Source organism: Actinomadura sp. GTD37 (genome assembly GCF_041951365.1).
In the GTDB taxonomy this organism is placed as follows: Bacteria; Actinomycetota; Actinomycetes; order Streptosporangiales; family Streptosporangiaceae; genus Spirillospora.
On record NZ_JBGNUS010000001.1, the window covers coordinates 2076118 to 2095998 of the forward strand.

General features: G+C 66.9%; 21 protein-coding genes. 18 read left to right on the top strand and 3 right to left on the bottom strand.

The annotated features are described in order from the left end of the window. The first annotated feature begins 1 nt into the window (after position 1). From ACA511_RS10015 to ACA511_RS10075, 13 genes are all read left to right on the top strand, one after another. Positions 2-1252 (top strand): MCE family protein, encoded by a 1251-nt coding sequence (locus tag ACA511_RS10015; RefSeq protein WP_375023800.1) that lies wholly within the window; start codon positions 2-4, stop codon positions 1250-1252. Then, a complete protein-coding gene (locus ACA511_RS10020) occupies positions 1249-1806 on the top strand; it encodes a hypothetical protein (RefSeq protein ID WP_375023801.1) in 558 nt (185 codons plus the stop codon). Before ACA511_RS10015 ends, ACA511_RS10020 begins: the two co-directional genes overlap by 4 nt. Next, positions 1803-2402: a hypothetical protein gene (locus ACA511_RS10025; protein WP_375023802.1), complete on the top strand. Its 600-nt coding sequence runs from the start codon at positions 1803-1805 to the stop codon at positions 2400-2402. The genes ACA511_RS10020 and ACA511_RS10025 overlap by 4 nt, the downstream gene beginning before the upstream one ends. Before the next feature lie 20 nt (positions 2403-2422). After that, positions 2423-3181 carry a hypothetical protein gene (locus tag ACA511_RS10030; RefSeq protein ID WP_375023803.1) on the top strand — a complete coding sequence of 253 codons (759 nt, stop codon included), beginning with the start codon at positions 2423-2425 and terminating at the stop codon, positions 3179-3181. A gap of 20 nt (positions 3182-3201) precedes the next feature. Further along, a complete protein-coding gene (locus ACA511_RS10035; RefSeq protein WP_375023804.1) occupies positions 3202-3753 on the top strand; it encodes a hypothetical protein in 552 nt (183 codons plus the stop codon). A gap of 28 nt (positions 3754-3781) precedes the next feature. After that, positions 3782-4555 carry a hypothetical protein gene (locus tag ACA511_RS10040; RefSeq protein WP_375023805.1) on the top strand — a complete coding sequence of 258 codons (774 nt, stop codon included), beginning with the start codon at positions 3782-3784 and terminating at the stop codon, positions 4553-4555. 31 nt (positions 4556-4586) lie between these two features. Continuing rightward, complete coding sequence (locus tag ACA511_RS10045; protein WP_375023807.1) at positions 4587-5138, top strand: hypothetical protein; 552 nt, start codon at positions 4587-4589, stop codon at positions 5136-5138. Positions 5139-5492: 354 nt separating this feature from the next. Then, a complete protein-coding gene (locus tag ACA511_RS10050) occupies positions 5493-6194 on the top strand; it encodes a hypothetical protein (RefSeq protein WP_375023809.1) in 702 nt (233 codons plus the stop codon). 89 nt (positions 6195-6283) lie between these two features. Further along, a complete protein-coding gene (locus ACA511_RS10055) occupies positions 6284-8428 on the top strand; it encodes a hypothetical protein (RefSeq protein WP_375023810.1) in 2145 nt (714 codons plus the stop codon). Between the two features lie 478 nt (positions 8429-8906). Further along, on the top strand, positions 8907-9710 hold the full coding sequence (locus ACA511_RS10060; protein ID WP_375023811.1) for a hypothetical protein: 804 nt from the start codon (positions 8907-8909) through the stop codon (positions 9708-9710). A gap of 161 nt (positions 9711-9871) precedes the next feature. Then, the gene (locus ACA511_RS10065) at positions 9872-10624 is read left to right on the top strand and encodes a hypothetical protein (protein ID WP_375023812.1); all 753 of its coding nucleotides are present in this window, start codon (positions 9872-9874) and stop codon (positions 10622-10624) included. Positions 10625-11139: 515 nt separating this feature from the next. Beyond that, entirely contained in the window at positions 11140-11640 is a 501-nt protein-coding gene (locus ACA511_RS10070; RefSeq protein WP_375023813.1) for a hypothetical protein, read from the top strand. A 61-nt stretch (positions 11641-11701) separates the two neighbouring features. Next, positions 11702-13090 (top strand): hypothetical protein, encoded by a 1389-nt coding sequence (locus ACA511_RS10075; RefSeq protein WP_375023814.1) that lies wholly within the window; start codon positions 11702-11704, stop codon positions 13088-13090. Here the strand turns inward: ACA511_RS10075 and ACA511_RS10080 are convergent. Beyond that, a complete protein-coding gene (locus tag ACA511_RS10080) occupies positions 13076-13582 on the bottom strand; it encodes an ATP-binding protein (protein WP_375023815.1) in 507 nt (168 codons plus the stop codon). The two genes, ACA511_RS10075 and ACA511_RS10080, sit on opposite strands and share 15 nt — an antisense overlap. Continuing rightward, positions 13579-13770 carry a hypothetical protein gene (locus tag ACA511_RS10085; protein WP_375023816.1) on the bottom strand — a complete coding sequence of 64 codons (192 nt, stop codon included), beginning with the start codon at positions 13768-13770 and terminating at the stop codon, positions 13579-13581. Before ACA511_RS10085 ends, ACA511_RS10080 begins: the two co-directional genes overlap by 4 nt. A 288-nt stretch (positions 13771-14058) precedes the next feature. On the opposite strand from ACA511_RS10085, the gene ACA511_RS10090 reads away from it, so the two are divergent. From ACA511_RS10090 to ACA511_RS10110, 5 genes are all read left to right on the top strand, one after another. Further along, complete coding sequence (locus ACA511_RS10090) at positions 14059-14916, top strand: helix-turn-helix domain-containing protein (protein ID WP_375023817.1); 858 nt, start codon at positions 14059-14061, stop codon at positions 14914-14916. 26 nt (positions 14917-14942) lie between these two features. Beyond that, positions 14943-15299: a DUF397 domain-containing protein gene (locus ACA511_RS10095; RefSeq protein ID WP_375023818.1), complete on the top strand. Its 357-nt coding sequence runs from the start codon at positions 14943-14945 to the stop codon at positions 15297-15299. A gap of 104 nt (positions 15300-15403) precedes the next feature. Beyond that, on the top strand, positions 15404-15517 hold the full coding sequence (locus ACA511_RS10100) for a DUF397 domain-containing protein (protein ID WP_375023819.1): 114 nt from the start codon (positions 15404-15406) through the stop codon (positions 15515-15517). Positions 15518-17015: 1498 nt separating this feature from the next. Next, positions 17016-18257: a hypothetical protein gene (locus ACA511_RS10105; protein ID WP_375023820.1), complete on the top strand. Its 1242-nt coding sequence runs from the start codon at positions 17016-17018 to the stop codon at positions 18255-18257. A gap of 131 nt (positions 18258-18388) precedes the next feature. Further along, the gene (locus tag ACA511_RS10110; protein ID WP_375023821.1) at positions 18389-18667 is read left to right on the top strand and encodes a DUF397 domain-containing protein; all 279 of its coding nucleotides are present in this window, start codon (positions 18389-18391) and stop codon (positions 18665-18667) included. An 82-nt stretch (positions 18668-18749) separates the two neighbouring features. Here ACA511_RS10110 and ACA511_RS10115 read toward each other — a convergent pair whose 3' ends face one another. Then, positions 18750-19577 carry a hypothetical protein gene (locus tag ACA511_RS10115; protein WP_375023822.1) on the bottom strand — a complete coding sequence of 276 codons (828 nt, stop codon included), beginning with the start codon at positions 19575-19577 and terminating at the stop codon, positions 18750-18752. Between the last annotated feature and the right edge of the window lie 304 nt (positions 19578-19881).

The window sequence follows — 19881 nt, forward strand, 5'->3', positions numbered from 1 at the left end:
CATGCTGACCCTGGTCACCCGCATCAAGATCGCCGTGTTCGTCGTCATCGCGATCGTCGTGGTCTCCTACATCGGCGTCACCTACGCCGACGTCGGCCGCTACGTCGGGCTGCGCGGCTACTACACCGTCCGGCTCGACCTGCCCAGCACCGGCGGCCTCTTCGAGGGGTCCGCGGTGTCGTACCGGGGCGTCACCGTCGGCAAGGTCGGCAAGCTCGACCTCACGCGGGACGGCGTCACCGCCGAACTCCGGATCGACAACTCCGCGCCGGACATCCCGCGTGACCTCCAGGCGATCGTCGCGAACCGCTCCGCCGTGGGCGAGCAGTACGTCGACCTGCGGCCCCGCGCCGGCTCAGGGCCCTACCTGGCGCAGGGCACCACCATCCCGCGCAGCGCCACCGCCGTCCCGGCGCCGGTCGACGAGACGCTCAAGAGCGTCAACGACTTCACCGCCTCGCTGCCGCTGGACGACACCAAGATCCTCATCGACGAGCTGGGGCTGGCGTTCGCCGGGCAGGGCCCGCACCTCCAGCAGCTCCTCGACACGAGCACCCGGTTCATCTCGGCGTCCGACGCGGCGTTCCCCGACTCCCGCGCACTGATCCACAACGGACAGGCGGTGCTGCGGACGCAGAACGAGATGTCGGGGGCGTTCAAGTCGTTCGCGACCAACTCCAGCCTCCTCGCGGCTCAGCTCCGCGACTCGGACGCCGATCTGCGCGAGCTCATCACGGCCGGGCCCGGCGCGGCGGCCGAGCTGTCCGGCCTCCTCCACGACCTGGACCCGAGCCTCAGCGTCCTGCTGGCGAACCTCCTCACGACCGCCCGCGTGGCCGAGCCGCGCCAGGCGGCCATCGAGGAGATGCTGGACAACCTCCCGAAGGTCGCGGGGATCGGCCCCAGCATCGTGGACGGGGACAAACTCCGGATGGGCCTGGTCACCACGTTCTTCAACCCGCAGCCCTGCACGCGCGGCTACGGCAAGACCAAGTACCGCGACGGCCTCACCCTGTCGCCCGCCCCGTTCAACACCGACGCGCACTGCGCGGAGAGCCCGAGCAGCGGCATCAACGTGCGCGGCACCGCCAACGCGCCGCGCAAGGGCGTCCCGGCGCCCGCGAGGCCCGGCAGACTGAGCGGCCCGGAGGCGACCGGTCTGCTCGCCTCGCTGGGCCTGGCGGGGCTGACGCAGCAGCAGGCGCCGTCCGGCGACCTCGCCGCCCTGCTCGGGCTCGGAGGGACGCCGTGACGATGGTGGCGGCCGTGCTGCGCAAGCCGACCTGGATGATCCGGTGGATCAAACCGGGCGGCTACGCCCTCACGGCCGTCGCCGCGGTGTTGCTCCTCCTGTCGTTCTGGTCGCTGTTCCAGTCCGGACGGGGCGCCGACCACGACCTCGCCACCGCGCGCGACGACGTGACCCGGACCGCCGTCCGCGACCTGGCGCTGATCAACAGCATCGACCCCAAGGTGGCGGAGCTGGACATGACGCACTGGCTGGACGTCGCCACCGGTCCGTTCGCGGACGCGCTGAAACGCGACATGCCCAACGCGCGCGCGAAGTTCGCCGGGCAGAAGGCCCCCTCGCACGGGCGGGTCACCGCGCTCGCCGTCACCGCGCTCGACCGGTCGGCGGGCGAGGCGACCGTCCTCGCCTCCGTCCGGATCTTCACCGACCCCGTCGGCGACGCCGCCCAGGGCACCGAGCAGCGCAAGCGCTACGAGGTGGGCATGCAGCGGGTCGGCGACGTGTGGAAGATCAGTTCGCTGAGACCGCTGGCACCCGGGGGGAGCGGGCCGTGAGCATCACCGAGGAGCGCCCCGCGCGCCGCGACCCCGCCCCGCGGAAGAAGAAAAAGAAGAAGACCGCCCGGCGCTCGCTGGTCCCCGGACTCAAGCGGGCGGCCGGGCAGGGGTGGCCGGTGGCCCTCGCCCTGGCACTGTGCCTGTCCGCCTTCGCCGTACACGGCTGGGCCGACAGGAGAAGCGAGCGGTCACCGGCCGCCAACCGCGCACTCGTCGACAAGACCGCGACCGGCAAGGTCGTCACCGACGTCTCGGCGAAGGTCGCGCGGATCTTCACCTTCACCTACACCGACCCGGCCGCTACCGAACGGGCCGCGAACGACGTCCTCACCGGCCGCGCGGTCGGCGACTACCGCAAGCTGTTCGGCCTGGTGAAGCAGAACGCACCGGTCATGAAGCTCGCCCTCACCACGAAGGTGACGAAGGCGGGGCTGATCAAACTCTCCCGTGACGGGACGGCGGTCCTGCTGGTCCTGCTCGACCAGACGACCACCCGGGCAGGGAAGCCGACCGGTTCGCCGGTCGCGGCCCAGCTCATCGTCACGGCCCGCGACGACCACGGCTGGCGCATCAGCGACCTCCGGGCCGCCTGAAAAGAAAGGGTGGATTTCAGGTGACCAAGACCAGGACGAAGACCGCCGGCCCGGCGGCCGACGAGCCCGAGGCGCGGGCGGACGAGCCCGAGACCCCGGCCGACGAGACGTCCGAGCCGGAACCGTCCGCCGAGGAGGCCGACGGGACTCCGGAACCGGCGGGGGAGAAGGCCGCCGAGGACCCGGCGCCGCCGTCCGAGAAGGAGACCGGTGAGTCACCGGACGCGAAGCCGCCCGCGAAGGACGCGGACGAACGGCCCCGGCGACGCCTCTCCAAGGACCCGCTCATCCGGATCGCGTCTCTCGTGACGCTGATCGCCGCCGGTGCCGCCGCCTGGTTCGGCTGGTCGTACAACGCGGCGTCCGGCGACGACTCGCTCGGCTACGCCGCCGAACGGGACCGGGTGCTCGCCGTCGCCGGCCAGGAGATCGTCAACCTCAACACCCTCGACTACCGCCAGGTCGACGCGGGCCTGAAGGTGTGGCAGGACTCGGCGACCGCGCAGCTCTACGACCAGATCGTGCAGGGCCAGGCCCGGCTGAAGACCGAGGTGCAGAACGCGAAGACGACCAGCACCGCGAAGATCCTCGAATCCGGGCTGACCGAACTCGACTCCCGCGCGGGCAAGGCGGCCGTCATCGCCGCCGTCCGCATCACGATCACCGGTGCCGATGGCAAGCCGCTCGACAACACCCGCCGGTTCGCCGGCCAGCTCACCCGGACTTCGGACGGCTGGAAACTGTCGGCGCTCGGCCAGGCCCCGACCGGAACGCCCTGAGCGGGGAGGAGAAAAGCGAAATGGCAGCGATCACTTCGGCCGGACGGTTCGTCCCCGGCTCCGCGCGCACCCGCCTGGTCGTCCTCCTCGGCGCGCTGACGATAGCGCTCGGCGGCGTCGCCGCTTGGTCGAACGCCCAGGAAAGAGACCTCACGGGCGCGGCCTCCGCGCAGAACGACGCACTCAGCGACAATGGCCGCACCGCCGAGGTCAAAGGCCAGGTGACCACGGTCGTGAACACGGTCTTCTCTTATAACTATGCGGACACGGCAAAAACTGAGAGGGCGGCGCAGGAACTGCTCACCGGAAAGGCCGTCCAGCAGTACAACCAGCTTTTCGCCCTGGTGCGCAAGCAGGCGCCCCTGCAGAAGCAGGTCCTCACCACGAGCGTCACCGACTCGGCGGTGAAGTCCCTGACCGGTGACCGCGCCCGCCTCCTCGTCTTCGCCGACCAGCGCAACACCCGCACCGACAAGAACAAGACGAGCTACTCCGCGGCCGTCTTCGCCGTCGACGCGATCCACACCGACGGCAAATGGAAGATCTCCGCCATCGACACCCTCGGGGCCTGACCTGTGAAAGCGCACTCGAGCTGAACAGATGTCAACCCTCGGCGAAGGGAAGCGGGCCGACATGCGAATCATAACCAGAAAGACACTGATCGCTACGGCGGTCGCGGCCACAGCCGTCGCCCTCACGGCAGCTCCGGCTTCGGCCGACTCGGTCACCATCCAGAACGGCGGCTACATCGAGGGAACCAACGTGGGTGACTTTCTGTTCCTGAACAACACAAGCGGAAGCGCTGTGCAGTGCGCATCCTTGGAGGCCACCGGCTACACCCCGAAGGACCCGGCGACCGGTGAACCCATCGTGGACGGCCCCCTGCTCGGCGCTCCCTTCACATTCGACAACGTGGCCCTCTCCTCGCCCGGCCAGGTCAATGACTGGTGCCTGGCCAACGGTTTCATCCCGACCCAGGTAACGGCCATGGGTGTCCCGTGGTCCTTCGACCTCGCGGGTGGGCACACGGGCTCGGGCCCAGGAGGGACGATGGACGGCCGACTGAACAACGTCAAGGTCACGCTGCACGCGCCCAGCGTTCCGTGTGACGCCACTGTCGGTGGGCCGGGTGGTGCGGGCGGTTACGTCGAGGGCATGTACACGAACCCCTCGACGCTCACGGGCAACGACGGAACGATCTCGCTGCCATTCGGGAGCACCAACAACCTAGAGGTGCTCAGCGTCTCGTCGGTTACGGACTGCGCCGGACTGATCTCGTTCGGTGAACCGTTCACGCTCGCCGGCGACATCCAGGTCAACCGGACCGGTCCCGTTCCGCCAGCGGCCGGAATCAGCCCGACGATCAACTTCTAGTGCAGTAGACACGGAACGAAGGAATATCGAGATGGGACGGCTCACACAAAGGGTTTTGACCGCTGCCGCTGCCACGACCGCCGCCGTCGCACTCAGCGCCGTCTCGGCATTCGCTAGCCCCATCGCAGGGCAAAATGTCGAGGATGTTGTGGCGTACGACATCTCCACTGGGTCCGCGCTGTTCTGCACGTCGTCGACACTTGCCGGTGACGCGCCGAGCGCTCCTGGTCCACTCTTTGTGATCGACGCCGCGTCTTTCTCCTCGCCCGGCGAGGTCAACGACTGGTGTCTGGCCAACGGGTCGATTCCCACGCAGGTGGTTGCCACGAACCTGCCTTGGGTCTTCACTGCGGGAAGCCCCCTGGGCGAACTGGCAGGTGTCAGCCTCACGCTGCACATGCCCTCCGTACCGTGCACCGCAACGATCACCTCACCCGGAGATGTCTCGGGTACCTACACGAGCGGCCCTCCGAACATCCTGAACCTGAATGACGACGACCTTGAGGTGTCGAACAGCTCCTGCCCCTTCCTGTTCGCCCAGGGCGACGATTTCCGGTTCGTGGCTCAGTATGAGATTTCCTAGGTTGGGCTCATGGGGAGGCTGGCGAATGGCCTGGCCGCCTGCGACCGCCGGGCCGACCGAGATGACTGTAAGTCGATGATAAATGGATAATGATCGAATGCTAAGTGAGTGACAATCGGCAGTGGCAACTTCTATGGGGCAAGAAAAATGCTTGGACGAGCCCTTGAGAAGTGCACTACTGGCGGGTATATTCCGATATGAGTACGGCAGGACTGGGTGGTCTTGCGGTGAAGTTGGAAGAGTTCGGCTTCCGGGGTTCTGCTCCCATCAATCCGGAGGAGTTCCACCTGTAAAACGCGGTCAGTGTCCCTACGAGTAGAAGAAACCACCCCCCCTGAAGGGAAACGAACTGACATGCGAAAGATCGCCAGAAGGGCTATGACCGCCGGTGCGGTCGCGGCCACCGCCATCGCCCTCACCGCGGTGCCGGCCTCGGCCGCCACCGTCACGAACGGTGGCAACATCACCGGGACCAACGTGGGCTCCATCATCGGCTTCGGCGACATCAACGGGTCCACCCTGGAGTGCACGTCCTCGACGGCCTCCGGCTCCCTTCCTTCCGGTAGCGTGCCCGACACCGACATCGCCACGCTGAACAGCGTGGCCTTCTCCTCGCCCGGACAGGTCAACAACTGGTGCGTGGCCAACGGCTCCATCCCGACCCAGGTGACGGCTGTCGACCCGACCCCCTCCACCCCGGGGCTGGGCTGGACCTTCGACAAGACGCCTGGCGGGACCTCGGGAGGGGTTTCGCCCGGTCAGTTGAAGGGCGTCAAGGTCACCCTGCACGCGCCCAGCGTCCCGTGTGACGCAACTGTCGGTGGTGCAGGCGGCGGGGGCGGCACGATCGACGGTGCGTACACCAACCCCTCGACGCCCACGGGCAACAACGGATCGATCGGGCTGCCATTCGGGAGCCCCAACACCCTAGAGGTGCTCAGCGTCTCGTCGGCGACCGACTGCGCCGGACTGATCTCGCTGGGTGAGACGGTCTCGCTGGCCGGCTCGTACAAGGTGGTCAACAGCAGCGGGATCAGCCCGACGATCAACAACTAGTGCAGCGGATGCGGCGACAGCCGTAGCTCGAACCGCACCCGGGTGCTCGCCGCCCGGGTGCGGTTCACCATCGATTAAAGGATGTGACAATGCACCGATTGTTCAGAAGCGCCGCGCGGATCGCGGCGCTCACGGTCGTGATCGTGGGCGGTGGAACAGTAGCCGCCGTCCCGCCGGCGATCGCCGACATCGGTGCTGACATGCGGCTCGTATGCTCCGGTGAGTCCGGGACTTACAAGCTCGGGCTGCGAATCGAAACGACGGCGCCCTCGTCCGGAACCGTCGGGCAGCCGATTCAACTGGGCACTGTCAAGATCGACGTTGGTGTTCCTGCCGAGCTGGTGACGAAGGTTCAAGCGGGTTCCCCGGGCGGGCCCTCGGCATCACCGGTGACGAGTGTCATGCCCTCCTCCATAGCTCCCCCCGCGCTAAGCGGAGTCGCGGAGATGCAGGTTGCTGTCCGTACGCCTGATCGGATCCAGGACAGTGGATGGCCGGCTTTCGCTCTGGCGGCCGCACCGCCAAACGGTGACGCAATCGTGCATCTGACCGGTAGCGGGGTCGCGCCACCGGTGACCCCGAATTCGGTGGGTGAACTGTCGTGGTCGGCCGGCGAGCTGGGCCTCTCGTTGGTGTCGGCCGGAACGACTACGGGCAAGGGCGGGACAGAAAGCGCGTTGCATTGCGTGGCAGAGAAAGAGGCCGTTCTCGGAACCGTGCGGGTAGGCCCCGCGAACGAGGCCCCGACTCCGAGTTCGTTGGGCGAACCACCTCGGCAGTCGACAGCGGCCCAGGCAAACCTGTGCGAAAGCCTCCCGAAGCCGGGGGTCGATCCGCGATACGCCATCAACCACGAAGATCCCGAACTTGAGAAGATCTATAAATCTCCGGCCGTCCCAACAAACCTAAGGCCGACGTTTAGGGAAGGAGTGCCTTACTGCATTAAAGGCGTGGGATTCATCAACACTAAGAAGGTTGGAAATGCTGTTCCAGTTGCCGTCGAAAGTAGCGCGCAATTCGTAACTGAAACTTACCAGGGCAATCCAGTCCTTGGGCCAAACTACCGCGAGTTTCGCGGGTATGCCGTCAACCGCACCTATCCCACTCCGGCTACGGTGCTGGGTTTCGGGTTCATGCCGACACGTGCGGTGGCGGAGGCTGTGCAGGTCGGTCCTCCTGGAAGTGGAGAGGGCGACCCGATAACAGCAAATCTTCGGCTGATCCAAAAGTTGTTCCCGGATCACACGTTGCCCGGCATCGGGCCCGATCAAATCGGTGCCAGTTCATACGTTCGCGTCAAGGCAACCAAGGCCCAGGTCAATGGGGTATCGCTTGACCTCGGCAACCAGTGCATGACGAGCCCGACCGCCTTCACGGGGAAGGCGTTCTTGGGCAATTGGCGAACCGGGATGATGGCCTGGGACCAGGGGCAAACGCTTGTCGTGAACGATCTCAGAATTCCTTCGTTCTCTGGCTGCGGGGTGACGGAAGATCTGAGCCCGATCCTTACCGCGAGCGTTTCCGGATCCGGAAACTATGCGGGTCTGGAGACCGGGCATTGGTGTTCAGTCGGCCCGGGAACCAATTGTGAAAATGGTGCCGGCCCGCAGCCCCCGACCTTCACCGTCGATCCAGGCGGGCACACGACGGCGACCGCGCGTCCATTCGTCCTCACCAGGGATTCGTCTTCCCCGGAGGCGGCTCAGTTCAAGTGCGAGTCGGCAGCCATGCGGTTTGACATGGACGGCGCTCACTGGCAGTCACGCTTCGGTCTGGCCAAGGGCGAAGTGTCCCTTGAAGGCTGCAAGGTCAAGGCGTCCGATGGTACTGAGTACCCCGTGGTCAAAACCACACAGGAAGGCTCGGTGTGGCTGAGCGTTTTTCTGTTCCAGACGGATCCGATGGAACTACAGGTAACTGGGATAATGCTGGACGCGGGCGTGGACGTTGACGGCAATGGCACTGCCGACTGCAGCATCAAGATCAATCGGCCGCGGCAAGGAAGTGCCCTCAATGCGCAGCTGTCAGGAACCCCAGGGCAAATTCAAGGCCCTTACGACAATGGCGTTCTCTCCATGAAGTACAACCAATTGGGGGTCGCGCCTGGGTCGACTTGCGCCATTCCAGGATTCGCGCGGGCCGATAATCGAGAGCTCCTCAATTTTGCTGACCTGGAGGAAAGTAAGTTCGTCTTCTCTCCGGCGCAGCGGATTACCTGGGACACGAAGCACTGATCGGTAAATATGCGTTAGTGCGCAGTGTCCTGCCGTCGACCTGGCCGTTCCTCGCCGGCGGCGCCAGAAGCCGGCTGCATCTGCCGCACCACCCCGGCGCGGTGCAGCCGGGTCGGCTCGCCGCGGACCATTCCGGTCCGCGGCGAGTACGGCCGTTCCGTCCCAGTCCCCCGCCATGTCCCCGGCCAGAGCTGGGCGAGCCTGGGATGACGAACCCTTCCCGCCCGCCGGTATGTGGTCGGTGACAATGCCAGGCCCGCTCGGTGGCCCATTCTTGATATTCGCTAACAAAGCGAAAAGATCTTCATATTCATGCGTTGCGGCGTATTGAGCTGTCATTGTTTCGGTATTAGCCTCCAGTTGGGAATCGAGGATCCTCTCATCGGGGATCCGCCTCACGGTTCCGTGTCGGCGGGTCACAGTGTGGCCGTCCGACGCCCTGTGTCCATTTCTCCCGGCACAAAGAAAGGACAGGCTGGTGAAGTTCACCCGTATCCGGAGGCGTTCCCGGTTCGCGCTTCCCGCCGCGCTCGCTGCAGCCGCAACTCTCACCTTCGGCTTGGCGTCCCCCGCTTCGGCGACCAATCCGGACCCGATCCCGTCGAGTTTCGACTTCTCCGACTGCCCGCCCCTCCCGGCGGGGGCGAACGCGAACCTCTCGAACTGCTACGTGGGCGTCATCACGAGCGGCACCTTCAAGATCGGCAAGTTCGATCAGGCGATCGAGGAGCCGCTCAGGTTCACGTACGCGAACACCTTCAACTCCAGCACCTTCGAAAGCAAGATCATTTTCGGGGGGCTCGAGGCGCCGAAGATGCTCGTCCAGGACGGGCTGTTCGGTGACCCGTTCCTCACGGCCGTGTACGCCAAGGTCGAGTACGCCGGCGTCTTCGAGATGCCGGTCAGCTCGGACTTCGAGATCACCCTCGGGGTGAAGGTCCGGCTCATCAACCCGGTCCTCGGCAGCAACTGCACGGTCGGCACCAACAGCAACCCGATCCTGCTGAAGCTGACCACCGGCACCACCAGCCCGCCGGCCCCCAACACCCCCATCACCGGTGAGGGCCTCCAGGTCGTCCAGACGACTCCCGAAATCGTTCGGAGCGCCAAGCACGTCGGCAACTCGTTCGCGGTGCCCGGCGCGAAGGGCTGCCTGTTCGGTGGAGGCGTCGCCGACTGGCTGGTCAACCAGATCGGTGGATTCCCCTCGGCGGCCGGCAAGAACACGATGATCCAGAACGAGTACATCGTCAAGAAGACGTACGCCCAGCTCGGATCCTGAGCCTGGCCGACCGGTCCGTGCCCGCGGCGATCCCGCGGGCACGGCCCCACGGCCCAGGTCGCCCCGCCGCTCAGTGCCCGCTCCCCCCGGCAAGATGAAAGGACGGACTTGTGAAGTCCACTCGTTTCCGGAGGCGTAGTTCCCGGTTCGCGCTTTCCGCCGTGGCCGCCGCTGCGCTGCTCGTGTCCGGTATGGCGTCCTCCGCTTCGGCGGTCAACACGGACCCGATCCCGTCGAGCTTCGACTTCTCCGACTGCCCGCCCCTCCCCGAGGGCGCGAACGCCAACCTCTCGAACTGCTACGTGGGTGTCGTGACGAGCGGCACCTTCAAGATCGGCAACTTCGATCAGGCGATCGAGGAGCCGATCAGGTTCACGTACGCGAACACCTTCGACTCCTCCACCTTCGAGAGCAAGATCATTTTCGGGGGCCTCGAGGCGCCGAAGATGCTCGTCCAGCCCGGACTGTTCGGCGACCCCCTGCTGACGGCCGTGTACGCGAAGGTCGAGTACGCCGGCACGTTCGAGATGCCGGTCAGCTCGGACTTCGAGATCAATCTCGGGGTGAAGGTCCGGCTCATCAACCCGGCTCTCGGCAGCAACTGCACGGTCGGCACCAACAGCAACCCGATCGTGCTGAAGCTGACCACCGGTACCACCAACCCGCCCGCCCCCAACACGCCCATCACCGGTGAGGGCCTCCAGGTCGTCCAGACGACTCCCGAAATCGTTCGGAGCGCCAAGCACGTCGGCAACGATTTCGCGGTGCCCGGCGCCAAGGGCTGCGTGTTCGGCGGCGGCGTCGCGGACTGGCTCATCAACCAGGTCGGCGGGTTCCCCTCGGCGGCCGGCAAGAACACGATGATCCAGAACGAGTACATCGTCAAGAAGACGTACACCCAGCTCGGATCCTGAGCCCGTCCGACCGGTCCGTGCCCGCGGCGACCCCGCGGGCACGGACGGCTCCGGCCCGCCCGCAGCGGCGGTCATGACCGCGGCCGCGGAGGTCCTTCCGTAGCCGGGCGTGCGGCAGGTGGAAGCGCAACTTGCCGATGACGGCGGCGACGACGGCGCCAAGCCGACGCAAGTCCTTGACGGGGGACGTCTGGAGGAGTGCGGTGACAGGAGCACCCCGCTAAGCCTCGACGCTGCCGCCGCCGCCCGCGCGACCGGCGGAGGAGGGCTGCTCATGAGATCCGACGACATCCCCGACGAGTCCCCCGAGGGCGCGTATATCGCCCGGCAGAGCTGGCGGGGCAATTGGCCGATCCTGGTGGCCTTCAGCGCCGTGGACGCGTTCCTGCTCTATCAGGCCATTCGGAATCCCGGGCCCGCCATCGTCTTCGCGCTGGCAGCGTTCAGCGCGGTGACCGGGTTCTTCGCCGTTCTCATCACGAGGGCGATAAGTCGTGGGGAGGTGTCCTTCGCGGATGGACGCCCGCGGCGTCTACTTCGGCCCGACCGGCGAAGGCGCTCTACCAGAGCTGATCCCCTGGTCATGGGTCGACCGCATCGTGACCTTCGACCGGATCGTGCACAGCGGCGGCAGTCAAAAGCGGCGCGAACACTACGTGGGGGTCGAGCTCAACGCGACGGGCATCAAAGGTCAGGCGGACCGCCGCCCCTGGCCATCGGACGCGCCGCCGCTGACCGCTGAGGTGCAGGAGTTCACCGAGGCCGCCCTGATGCCCTGGCTACCCCACATGCTCGGCGAGCCGTCGCTCGTATCGCGAAAGATCGGGGGCTGGCGACTGGACGCGCGAAGCCTGGCCGAAGCGGTCATGCGTTACGCGCCAGACACGCCCATCGTGCGTCGGCCCACCCGCCGCGATCCGGGCATCGCGGGCATCGCCGCCACCGCCTGGCAGGTCCGCGAGAACCTCCACCGACTCGCTGAACGGGACGATCACAAGAACGACGACGACCAGTGACGATGCCGCGCGTAGGGCGCGGCGGCGTGATCAGAGACGACTACGAACCCGTAGGAGTGTCATGGCAGCCGAAGCCCCGAGGAACCGGATGCCGTTCGAGACGAGCCGTCCGTGGGTGATCGGGGCCGTCCTGCTGTGCGTGGTCGGCACGCTCGGGGCGGTCGCCAACTCGGCGCGGCCCAGGGGGGACGTCGGGCGCGCGGCCGGGTTCGCGGATGTCCTGCGCATCAATCCGGGCGTGGTGCAGACCGAGCAGGCGGCCGTAGTGGCCGGAGTGACGGCCGCCGGGTTCGTAGCGCTGTGGTGGTCGCTGCGCCGGAGCTGGCCGTGGCTGCTGGTCGCGGGCGTCGCGCTGACGCTCCCCACCGAGTTCGTGTACGCCGTGGACCGGAACGAGTTGTACGGCGACGCGGCCTGGTTCTACTTCGGGTCGGTCACCGCCGGGGCGCAGTTGGTGCTGCTGGGAACGCTGGCCGCCGGGCTCCGGCTGGTCCACATCGGCGCGCCCGGTGCGGGCGCGGTGCTGATCGGAGCCGGGGTGGGCGCCCAGGTCTTCGGCGCGTCCACCGACGTGTGGATCGTGGAGGTTCTGCTGCTCCGGCCCGGCGCCTCCGCGTCCGCCGCACAGAGCCTCCTGCATGACGGGATGCTGCTCGCCGCCGTCGGCGGGGCGCTGCTGGTCATGATGCTGTACCGCCGCTACGACGGGCGGCCCGAGCTGGCCGCCCCGTCCGGGGCCGAGCCCGCGATGGGCGTCCGGACGGCGATCGCGGGTGCGGTGGCGGCCGCGGCGTTCGTCCCGGCCGCGGCCATGGAGACGGTCAAGGGCGGATTCGGCGTCGCCGCGTGCGGGGTTCTGCTGGGCGCGGGCCTGGTGGCGGCGCTCGTGGCCGGGTTCCGCGCGGCGGCCGGCACCGTCGTCGCGTCGGCGATCGTCGTCGGGATCTCCGGCCCGACCAGCGCGCTGATCCAGTCGGAGGACGGACGTCCCGTCCGCATGTGGTTCCTTGTGGCGCTCGGCGTGGTGGCGGGGGCCGCCGCCGCGTTCCCGTCCTGGCGCCGCTGGGCCGCCCTAGCCGGTTGTGCCGCCTGCGCCCTGGCTCTCGCCGTGACCATGCTGATCCGCCCGGACGGCATGACGCCCCTCATGCTCGCCCTTCTCGCCGCCACCGTCACCGTTGCGATCGCGTCGCTCGGTGTATGGCTGACCCAGGACGGCCTTTCCCCGGCCGTCCTGGGCCCACTGATGTTCGCGACGGTGATCGGTGCCTGCAGCCTGCTCGCAGACTGGCAGGGCACCGGCAGACGGGGGCCCAACGCGGAACTGTTCCGCGAACCCGGCCACCTCTGGCTCTACACCGCCCTGCTCTTCCTGGCGGGCCTCGCCCTCATCGCCCTCGACCACTGGCGCACACGGCCCGCGACAGACGAGCAGTCACCGATCGACTGAGTGAGCCGAGGCGTTCGCCGCGAGACCGGACGCTTCATGGGTTCCGTCCCGGGGACGCGGCGGAGTCGGAGCGTCCTCGGGCGGCGTGGCGCGAGTGTCGGGCGGGACGGTGTGCGGGACCTCGAACCAGACGCGCAGCCGGCCGTCGTCGAGCTGCTCGAACCCCCACGACTTGGCGAGCATCGACAGGATCGGAAGGCCGCGCCCGTGCTCGCCGCGCGGGTCGTCCCGGTGATGCGGGACGGTGCCGCCACCCTCGTCGGTGACCTCGATCCGGACGTTGGCCGTGTCCACGTAGGCGTCCACCTCCACGAGGTTGCCCGTGCCGTGGACGATCGCGTTGGTGAGCGTCTCCGAGAGCAGCAGGACGCTGTCATCGCAGGCGCTGTGCTCCGCCCCGAGCAGCGGTTCGAGCCGTCCCAGCAGCCACCGCCGCCCGTTCACCACGTTCCTCGGCGCGGACGGGATGACGCACGTCCCCAGATGCTTCACCGGCCCCGCACCGCCCACGCCACCCGCGCGGCCGTCTCCGCGACGTCCCCGGCCATGCACCACTGCCCGCCGAACGCGTAGAGCCACCGCCCCCGGTGATCGACCGCCGCGACCCCGAGCCACGTGCGCGGCCAGGCCCGCTCCGGCACCCACAGCACGGCCTCACCGCGCGACGGGTGGACGAGCATGGACGCGCATTGCTGACGTTCCCCCAGCTTGAGACACAGATCAGCCAGGAGGCTGAACCGCACCACGTGCGGTCGCTGATCCGCTGACATCGTCGGACGCCCCTTCTCCAGGCACGCGAACGACCACGATTCACCCGACTTTCCTGTGTGATCGCCCATCTACCGTGCGTGATTTTCGCTACGGTCAGAGCATGAAGCGGACGGCCTGAATTTGTAAACCCAAAGGAGTGAACTCGCTCAAAGAATCATGGTCCGCTTGATGGGCATATACCTAGTGGAGGTACGAACGTGGCAAGTCGGACGAGCCCCACGGTCCGCAGGCGGCGCCTCGCGTCTGAAATGCGGAGACTGCGCAGAGAGTCGAGAAAGACCCGCGAAGAGGCGGCCAGGTTCGCGGACATCGCCCCCGCCACGGTCAGCCGCATCGAGGCCGCCGTCCACGCGCCGAAGGTCGCCGACATCATGGCGCTCTGCAAGTTCTACGGCCTGGACGAAGAGCGCACCGACGTCCTCGTCACCCTCGCACGCCAGAGCCGCCAACGCGGCTGGTGGCACCAGTATTCCGGCTCCATCCCCGAGTGGTTCGAGGTCTACGTCGGCCTCGAAGAGGAGGCATCGGAGATTCTGACTTATGAATCCGAAGCCGTCCCCGGACTACTTCAAACCGAGCGATACATGCGGGCGATGCTTCTCGCAGATATCCGAACCCCGCGAGAGGAGGAGATCGACCGACAGGTTGCTCTTCGGCTGAAACGTCAGGAACGTATGACCAGCGTTGACGCGCCGAAAATGTGGGCAGTACTCAACGAGGCGGTGATCCGAAGGCAGGTCGGTGGGCCAGAGACCATGCGGGAACAGCTTGACCACCTTATTTCGGTGTCCCTGCTCAACCACATCAACGTTGTGGTCTTGCCGCACAGTGCTGGCGCGCACCCATCCATGGACGGTCCTTGTAACGTGTTGAGGTTCCCTGAACCGGCTGATCCGGATGTCGTGTACATCCAGTACCGCCGGGGAAGCATCTACCTGGAAGACGCTGCGGACGTCGACGCTTACGTCGACCTATTCGATCACCTGCGTTCCTGCGGGCTCAGCCCGGACGCGTCGCGTGCTTTGATGGAGCAAGTAGCCGAAGAACTGGTCTAGCAGCACGACTAGAGGTAGAGGCCGTCATGGAGTCCCCCCGCATCGAGTGGCGCACGAGTAGTCACAGTACCCAGCAGGGCAATTGCGTTGAGGTCGGCGCTTGGCGGAGGAGTAGCCGCAGCACTGACCAAGGGCATTGCATTGAGGTTGGTGTTCGCCGGACGGACACCAGCGGCGAAGGGCGCTGTGCCTCGGCCCGCCCGTGGAAAACAAGTAGCCACAGCACGGGCAACGGCGGCGAGTGTGTTGAGGTGGCGCCAGACGAAACGATGGTGCTGGCGCGGGACTCCAAGGATCCGGACGGGCCGGTGCTCGGCTTTGGCGCCGGCGCCTGGGGCACCTTCCTCAACACCGTGAAACGCGGCCGCCACGACCTCCCCTGACGGGAACCCGACGGCGGTCGGCGCGGCCGGCAGCTCAACGCAGCGACCGCTAACCGTCGAGGCGTCACATCTGCTCGCCCTCGCCCTCGTGCGCGGGCGAGGCGGTGGTGCTGGCGCGGGACTCCAAGGATCCGGACGGGCCGGTGCTCGGCTTCGGCGCCGCCGCCTGGGGCACCTTCCTCAACACCGTGAAACGCGGCAGCCACGACCTCCCCTGACCGGAACCTGGCGCATCCGGCACGGGGCACCTCCAGCGCTTCGTTGAGCTGCGGCGTGTCGTTGTTATGAAGGCACCCATAACAACGACACGCCGCAGGTCAACGCAGCGGGGGGCCGTGGACGGTCGACGTGTCGCAGTGGGCGCGGTTTTCGCGTGCGCGTTGGCGCGGGATTAGAACGATCCGGACGGACCGGTGCAGGCTTGCCGCTGACGCCTGGGGCACCCTCCTCGACCCCGTGAAGAGCGGCAGCGCAGCAGCCTCGACCTCCCCTGAGGTGAACCTGACGGCGTCCGGCGTGGTCGGCGCGTCCGGCAGTTCGTTGATCTGCGGCGTGTTGTTGTTTTGGTGGCGTCCATAACAACGACACGCCGCAGGTCAACGCAGCGGGGGCCCGTGGACGGTCGACGTGTCACAGTGGCGCGGCCTCGTGCGCGTTGGCGCGGTGGTCGAATGAGGCCGGCTCGTTGCGTGATCCGAAGGCGCGGGGGGAGGCGGTCACCGGGTCGCCCGCATGCCGATCCACGGCTCCGTGCCCGCCTCCCAAACGCGGAACCGCGGCGGCCTCGACCTCCCCTGGCGGGAACCTGGGCGGCGGTCGGTGTCGGCGGCGGGGTCGGCGGTTCGTTGATCTGCGGCGTGTTGTTGTTTTGAGGGTGCCCATAACAACGACACGCCGCAGGTGAACGGGGCGGGCTGTGGGTGGTTGAGGTGTCACAGTGGCGCGGCCTCTTTGGGGGTTGGCGCGGTGGTTGGGCGAGGTCGGCTCGTTGTGCGATCTGAAGGCGTGGGGAAGCGGTTACCGGGTCGCTCGCGTGCCGGTCCATGGCTCCTTGGCCGTCTCCCAGACGCGGGACCGCGGCGGCCTGGACCTCCCCTGATGGGAACCTGGCGGTGGTCCGCGCGACGATGCCAGGCGGATCGTCCTCGTCACTTACCAGATCACGCTGCGCAGCCGCGCGTACGCCACCCGGCTGTTCGATGCTTCGAGTTTGTGGAGCCCCGCCTCACCACCCTGTCGATATGGCGCCCCGAGCGGGGCGCGACCATGCCGCCCGGGGCCGACCGCCAGTGGTCCTACGCGGGCGTGGGCCGCAGGGGCGAGCAGGGTCCGTGACCGCCTGCAACGCTTTACCGGGACGTCCCGGTAAAGGCGTCGAAGGCGACCCTTACCAACCTGCGTTCTCACCGGATAGGCGAACAAAGGTGGTCTGGCGTTCCGGTTTGCGGTGCGCGATAAACCACCCTCCGGTCGAGCTATTTTGTCAACGGGTGATAAGAATCGAAACAGTTCGATGTTCGCTTTCTGGAGCCATCGCGGAGCCTTGACCGGGGTCGGGTGCGAACGTAGCCTACGTATGATCCGCCCGGACAGGGCACCGCTTCTGAGCAGCGGCCAATGCCGCGACAGAACCCCGCACCCACTGAGTGACGTTCACAGACGTCATCTCTGGACGGAGGTATCAGAATGCGAAGAGTCGTAATTCGGATATTGGCGGTGCTGCTGCTCGCCGTACTGGGATCGACCAGCACGAACGCCGTCGCCGCCGAACCGCGACCTTTCGATCCACTGCGTACCGGACGCGACGGTCAGATCCTGGAGAAAGGTCCGAGCCAGAAGCCCGTCGACCGTCCTGGCGTCGCAGCGCGTGCGGCCGATCCCGCGTCCCTGTCGCTGCGGGTGACCAGCCCCGCTCCCGATGAATCGTTCATCGGGACGGCGACCAATCTGACCTTCCGGAACTCCACCGGTGACTTCACCGTCAGCTGTGCGTCGGGCACGCTAGCCGGTACGGTGCCCAATGCCGTCGGAGCGTACGTCATCGGGGGGCGACACTACCCGCTCGGCACGATAACGGGCTCGGCCACCACCGACTGTCATGGTCCGGGTGGCGACGCCTACAGCATGACGTTCGTCATGAGCCCCGCTACCCTCTACCCCGAATCGCACGATCCCGCGACGGGCAAAACCGTTATGGACGGCGATTGGACCAGGGTGGTGCTGTCGGGGCCGGGTTGCACGGTCCATGCGTACTTCAATTTCACCTACACCAACGCCACCAGATCGCTCTCTCTTGAGAACGGCAGAACGGTGGGCAACGATTGTCGTACGTACTTCGAGTACACCGACACGCTGGCCATGAACGCCTCCTACCTCCTGAACTCCAACGTCCAGATGGTCGCGGCGACTCCCGTCTTCACGGTGTCCGGGGCCCCTTCCTCCGGCGCCTTCGGCAGCGGTTCCACGAGCGTCCTTCAATTCCAAGGGCCTACCGACGGCTTCTCCGGGATGTGCACCCGCATGGAACAATCCGGAACGGTGGCGAGTGGCGCGGTCAGCGCCGGTGGCACCATCGCCTCCATCACCGGACTGGCCGTGGGGGGATGCAATCAGGAAATGTCCGTCGAGCCGATCGGGCTACCCTGGAATCTACGTCCCTACCGCTACGATAGCGCAGGCTACACCTACGGCGTATATGACGGGATGGCGTTGCGGGTCACGCTGCCGGACTGTTCCTTCAAACTGGAGGTTGATTCGAATTACCTGCCGCAGGACTGGTTCTTCCGGTACGTCGAGTCGTACGGGCCGTTTCTAGCCCCCGCCAACTTGACCGCCACGCATTCCACTGACCTGGTGGGCGCAGGATGCGCGGCTCGCGGTGTCTACAACGGCGCCCAGATCAACGTCATCGGCGGTGGCACGATCGCTCCCGAGCCCCTGCGGATCACCGGCCAGTGACCATCGGCGCTCCGGGAGCACCGGGCGGCCCAGGCCCCGCCAGACTCCGGCGGGGCCTGGTTCGATCGCACCATCACCCCGCCGGGCTCTTACATCCAGACGTACACCCCTTGAGAATCAGCGATCCGCCGATGGCCACGATGGCGCACGCGAGCACCGCCAGCGGTGGACGACTCTCGCGCCCTGATCGCTGGGGTGGCTGGCGATATGTGCTGGGCGTCGAAGTACGTGCGTGGCAGAAGAGCAGCCACAGTGCCGATGAGGGCGAGTGCGTGGAGGTGGCCGCTAGCCAGGCGATGGTGCTGGCGCGGGACTCGAAGGATCCGGGCGGGCCGGTGCTCGGCTTTGGTGCCGGTGCCTGGGGCATCTTCCGAAACACCGTGAAGCGCGGCAGCCTAGACCTCCCCTAACGGCAACCGGCGCGTCCGGCCGTTCGTTGACCTGCGGCGTGTTGTTGTTTTGGAAGGTCGGATAACAACAACACGCCGCAGATCAACGGGGTGGGCGGTGGGCGCTTAGGGCCTTGCGGACGCGGTTCACCACCTGCCGGGGGGTGCGGAACAGTCCGTCCTTGTTCACGCGCATGACGATCCAGCCGTCGTCGATCATTCGGCCGTCGCGTTCGATGTCGCGGCTGTACTGGCCGTGGTCCTGCTGGTGGTGGAGGCCCTCGTACTCGATGGCGATCTTCACGGCGGGGTAGGAGAGGTCGGGACGCGCCAGCCAGACGCCCCAGTCGTTGAACACGTCCTGGTTGGCGACGGGCCGGGGGAGGCCGGCGTCGACGATCAGCATCCGCAGCCGCGTCTCCGGCGGTGAATCGCTTCGTGGTTCCAGATGTGGCATCGCGAGCCTGGCCTTGCTGACGCCGCGGCGCCGGTGGCAGTCCTTCAGGAATGCGTTGAGGAGTTCTCGCGTGCTGACCTGCCGCCTCAGCATGTGGTCGCCCGCGATGACGAGGTCGATGCGGGGCACCGAGGCCGCCAGTTCGAGGAAGAGCCGCTCCGGGCCGATCACGCGGCGGCCCCGCAGGTTGCACACTTGCCCTGCCGGAATCGAGTAGCCGTGCACCTTCAGCTGCTTGATGCGAGGCACGGTGGGCGCCGTGGCGGGCACGGCCGCGTGGACTCGCAGGTCCCCGTCCGGCACCGGCACGTCGTACAGGCGAGCCGCGGTCACCCCACAGAAGACCGCGGTCGGCGGGAGTATCAGCGCGGCGGCGTCACATCGGACCTGGACGGAATCGTCCAGGCTCGCGGGCACGTACACGTCGTAGAAGACATGCCGGAATTGCGAGGAACGGAGTTGCTGAGCCGTCACGCCGGCCTTCACCGCCTCCGCCGACCGGAATGGACGATTTCGGAGGGTATGCGGAATGTCACGGGGAGTTCTCACGCTAAAGTCATAACCGCTCGCCACGCCACGCCGCACGTCCCGTGACAGCCCCGTATCCCACTCGTTGATCTGCGGCGTGTTGTTGTTATCAAGCGCCCCATAACAACAACACGCCGCAGATCAACGACCCGCCGGACGCGCCGACCACGCCGGACGCCGCCAGGTTCCCGTCCAGGGGAGGTCCAGGCCGCGGTTCGGCGTTTGGGAGGCGGCCAAGGAGCCGTGGATC

Coding starts and splice junctions, on each gene's coding strand:
- ACA511_RS10085 (WP_375023816.1), bottom strand. CDS start 13,770: ATGCTCGTCCACCCGTCGCGCGGTGAGGCCGTGCTGTGGGTGCCGGAG.
- ACA511_RS10055 (WP_375023810.1), top strand. CDS start 6,284: ATGCACCGATTGTTCAGAAGCGCCGCGCGGATCGCGGCGCTCACGGTC.
- ACA511_RS10045 (WP_375023807.1), top strand. CDS start 4,587: ATGGGACGGCTCACACAAAGGGTTTTGACCGCTGCCGCTGCCACGACC.
- ACA511_RS10075 (WP_375023814.1), top strand. CDS start 11,702: ATGGCAGCCGAAGCCCCGAGGAACCGGATGCCGTTCGAGACGAGCCGT.
- ACA511_RS10035 (WP_375023804.1), top strand. CDS start 3,202: ATGGCAGCGATCACTTCGGCCGGACGGTTCGTCCCCGGCTCCGCGCGC.
- ACA511_RS10050 (WP_375023809.1), top strand. CDS start 5,493: ATGCGAAAGATCGCCAGAAGGGCTATGACCGCCGGTGCGGTCGCGGCC.
- ACA511_RS10070 (WP_375023813.1), top strand. CDS start 11,140: ATGGACGCCCGCGGCGTCTACTTCGGCCCGACCGGCGAAGGCGCTCTA.
- ACA511_RS10040 (WP_375023805.1), top strand. CDS start 3,782: ATGTCAACCCTCGGCGAAGGGAAGCGGGCCGACATGCGAATCATAACC.
- ACA511_RS10015 (WP_375023800.1), top strand. CDS start 2: ATGCTGACCCTGGTCACCCGCATCAAGATCGCCGTGTTCGTCGTCATC.
- ACA511_RS10110 (WP_375023821.1), top strand. CDS start 18,389: ATGGCCACGATGGCGCACGCGAGCACCGCCAGCGGTGGACGACTCTCG.
- ACA511_RS10095 (WP_375023818.1), top strand. CDS start 14,943: ATGGAGTCCCCCCGCATCGAGTGGCGCACGAGTAGTCACAGTACCCAG.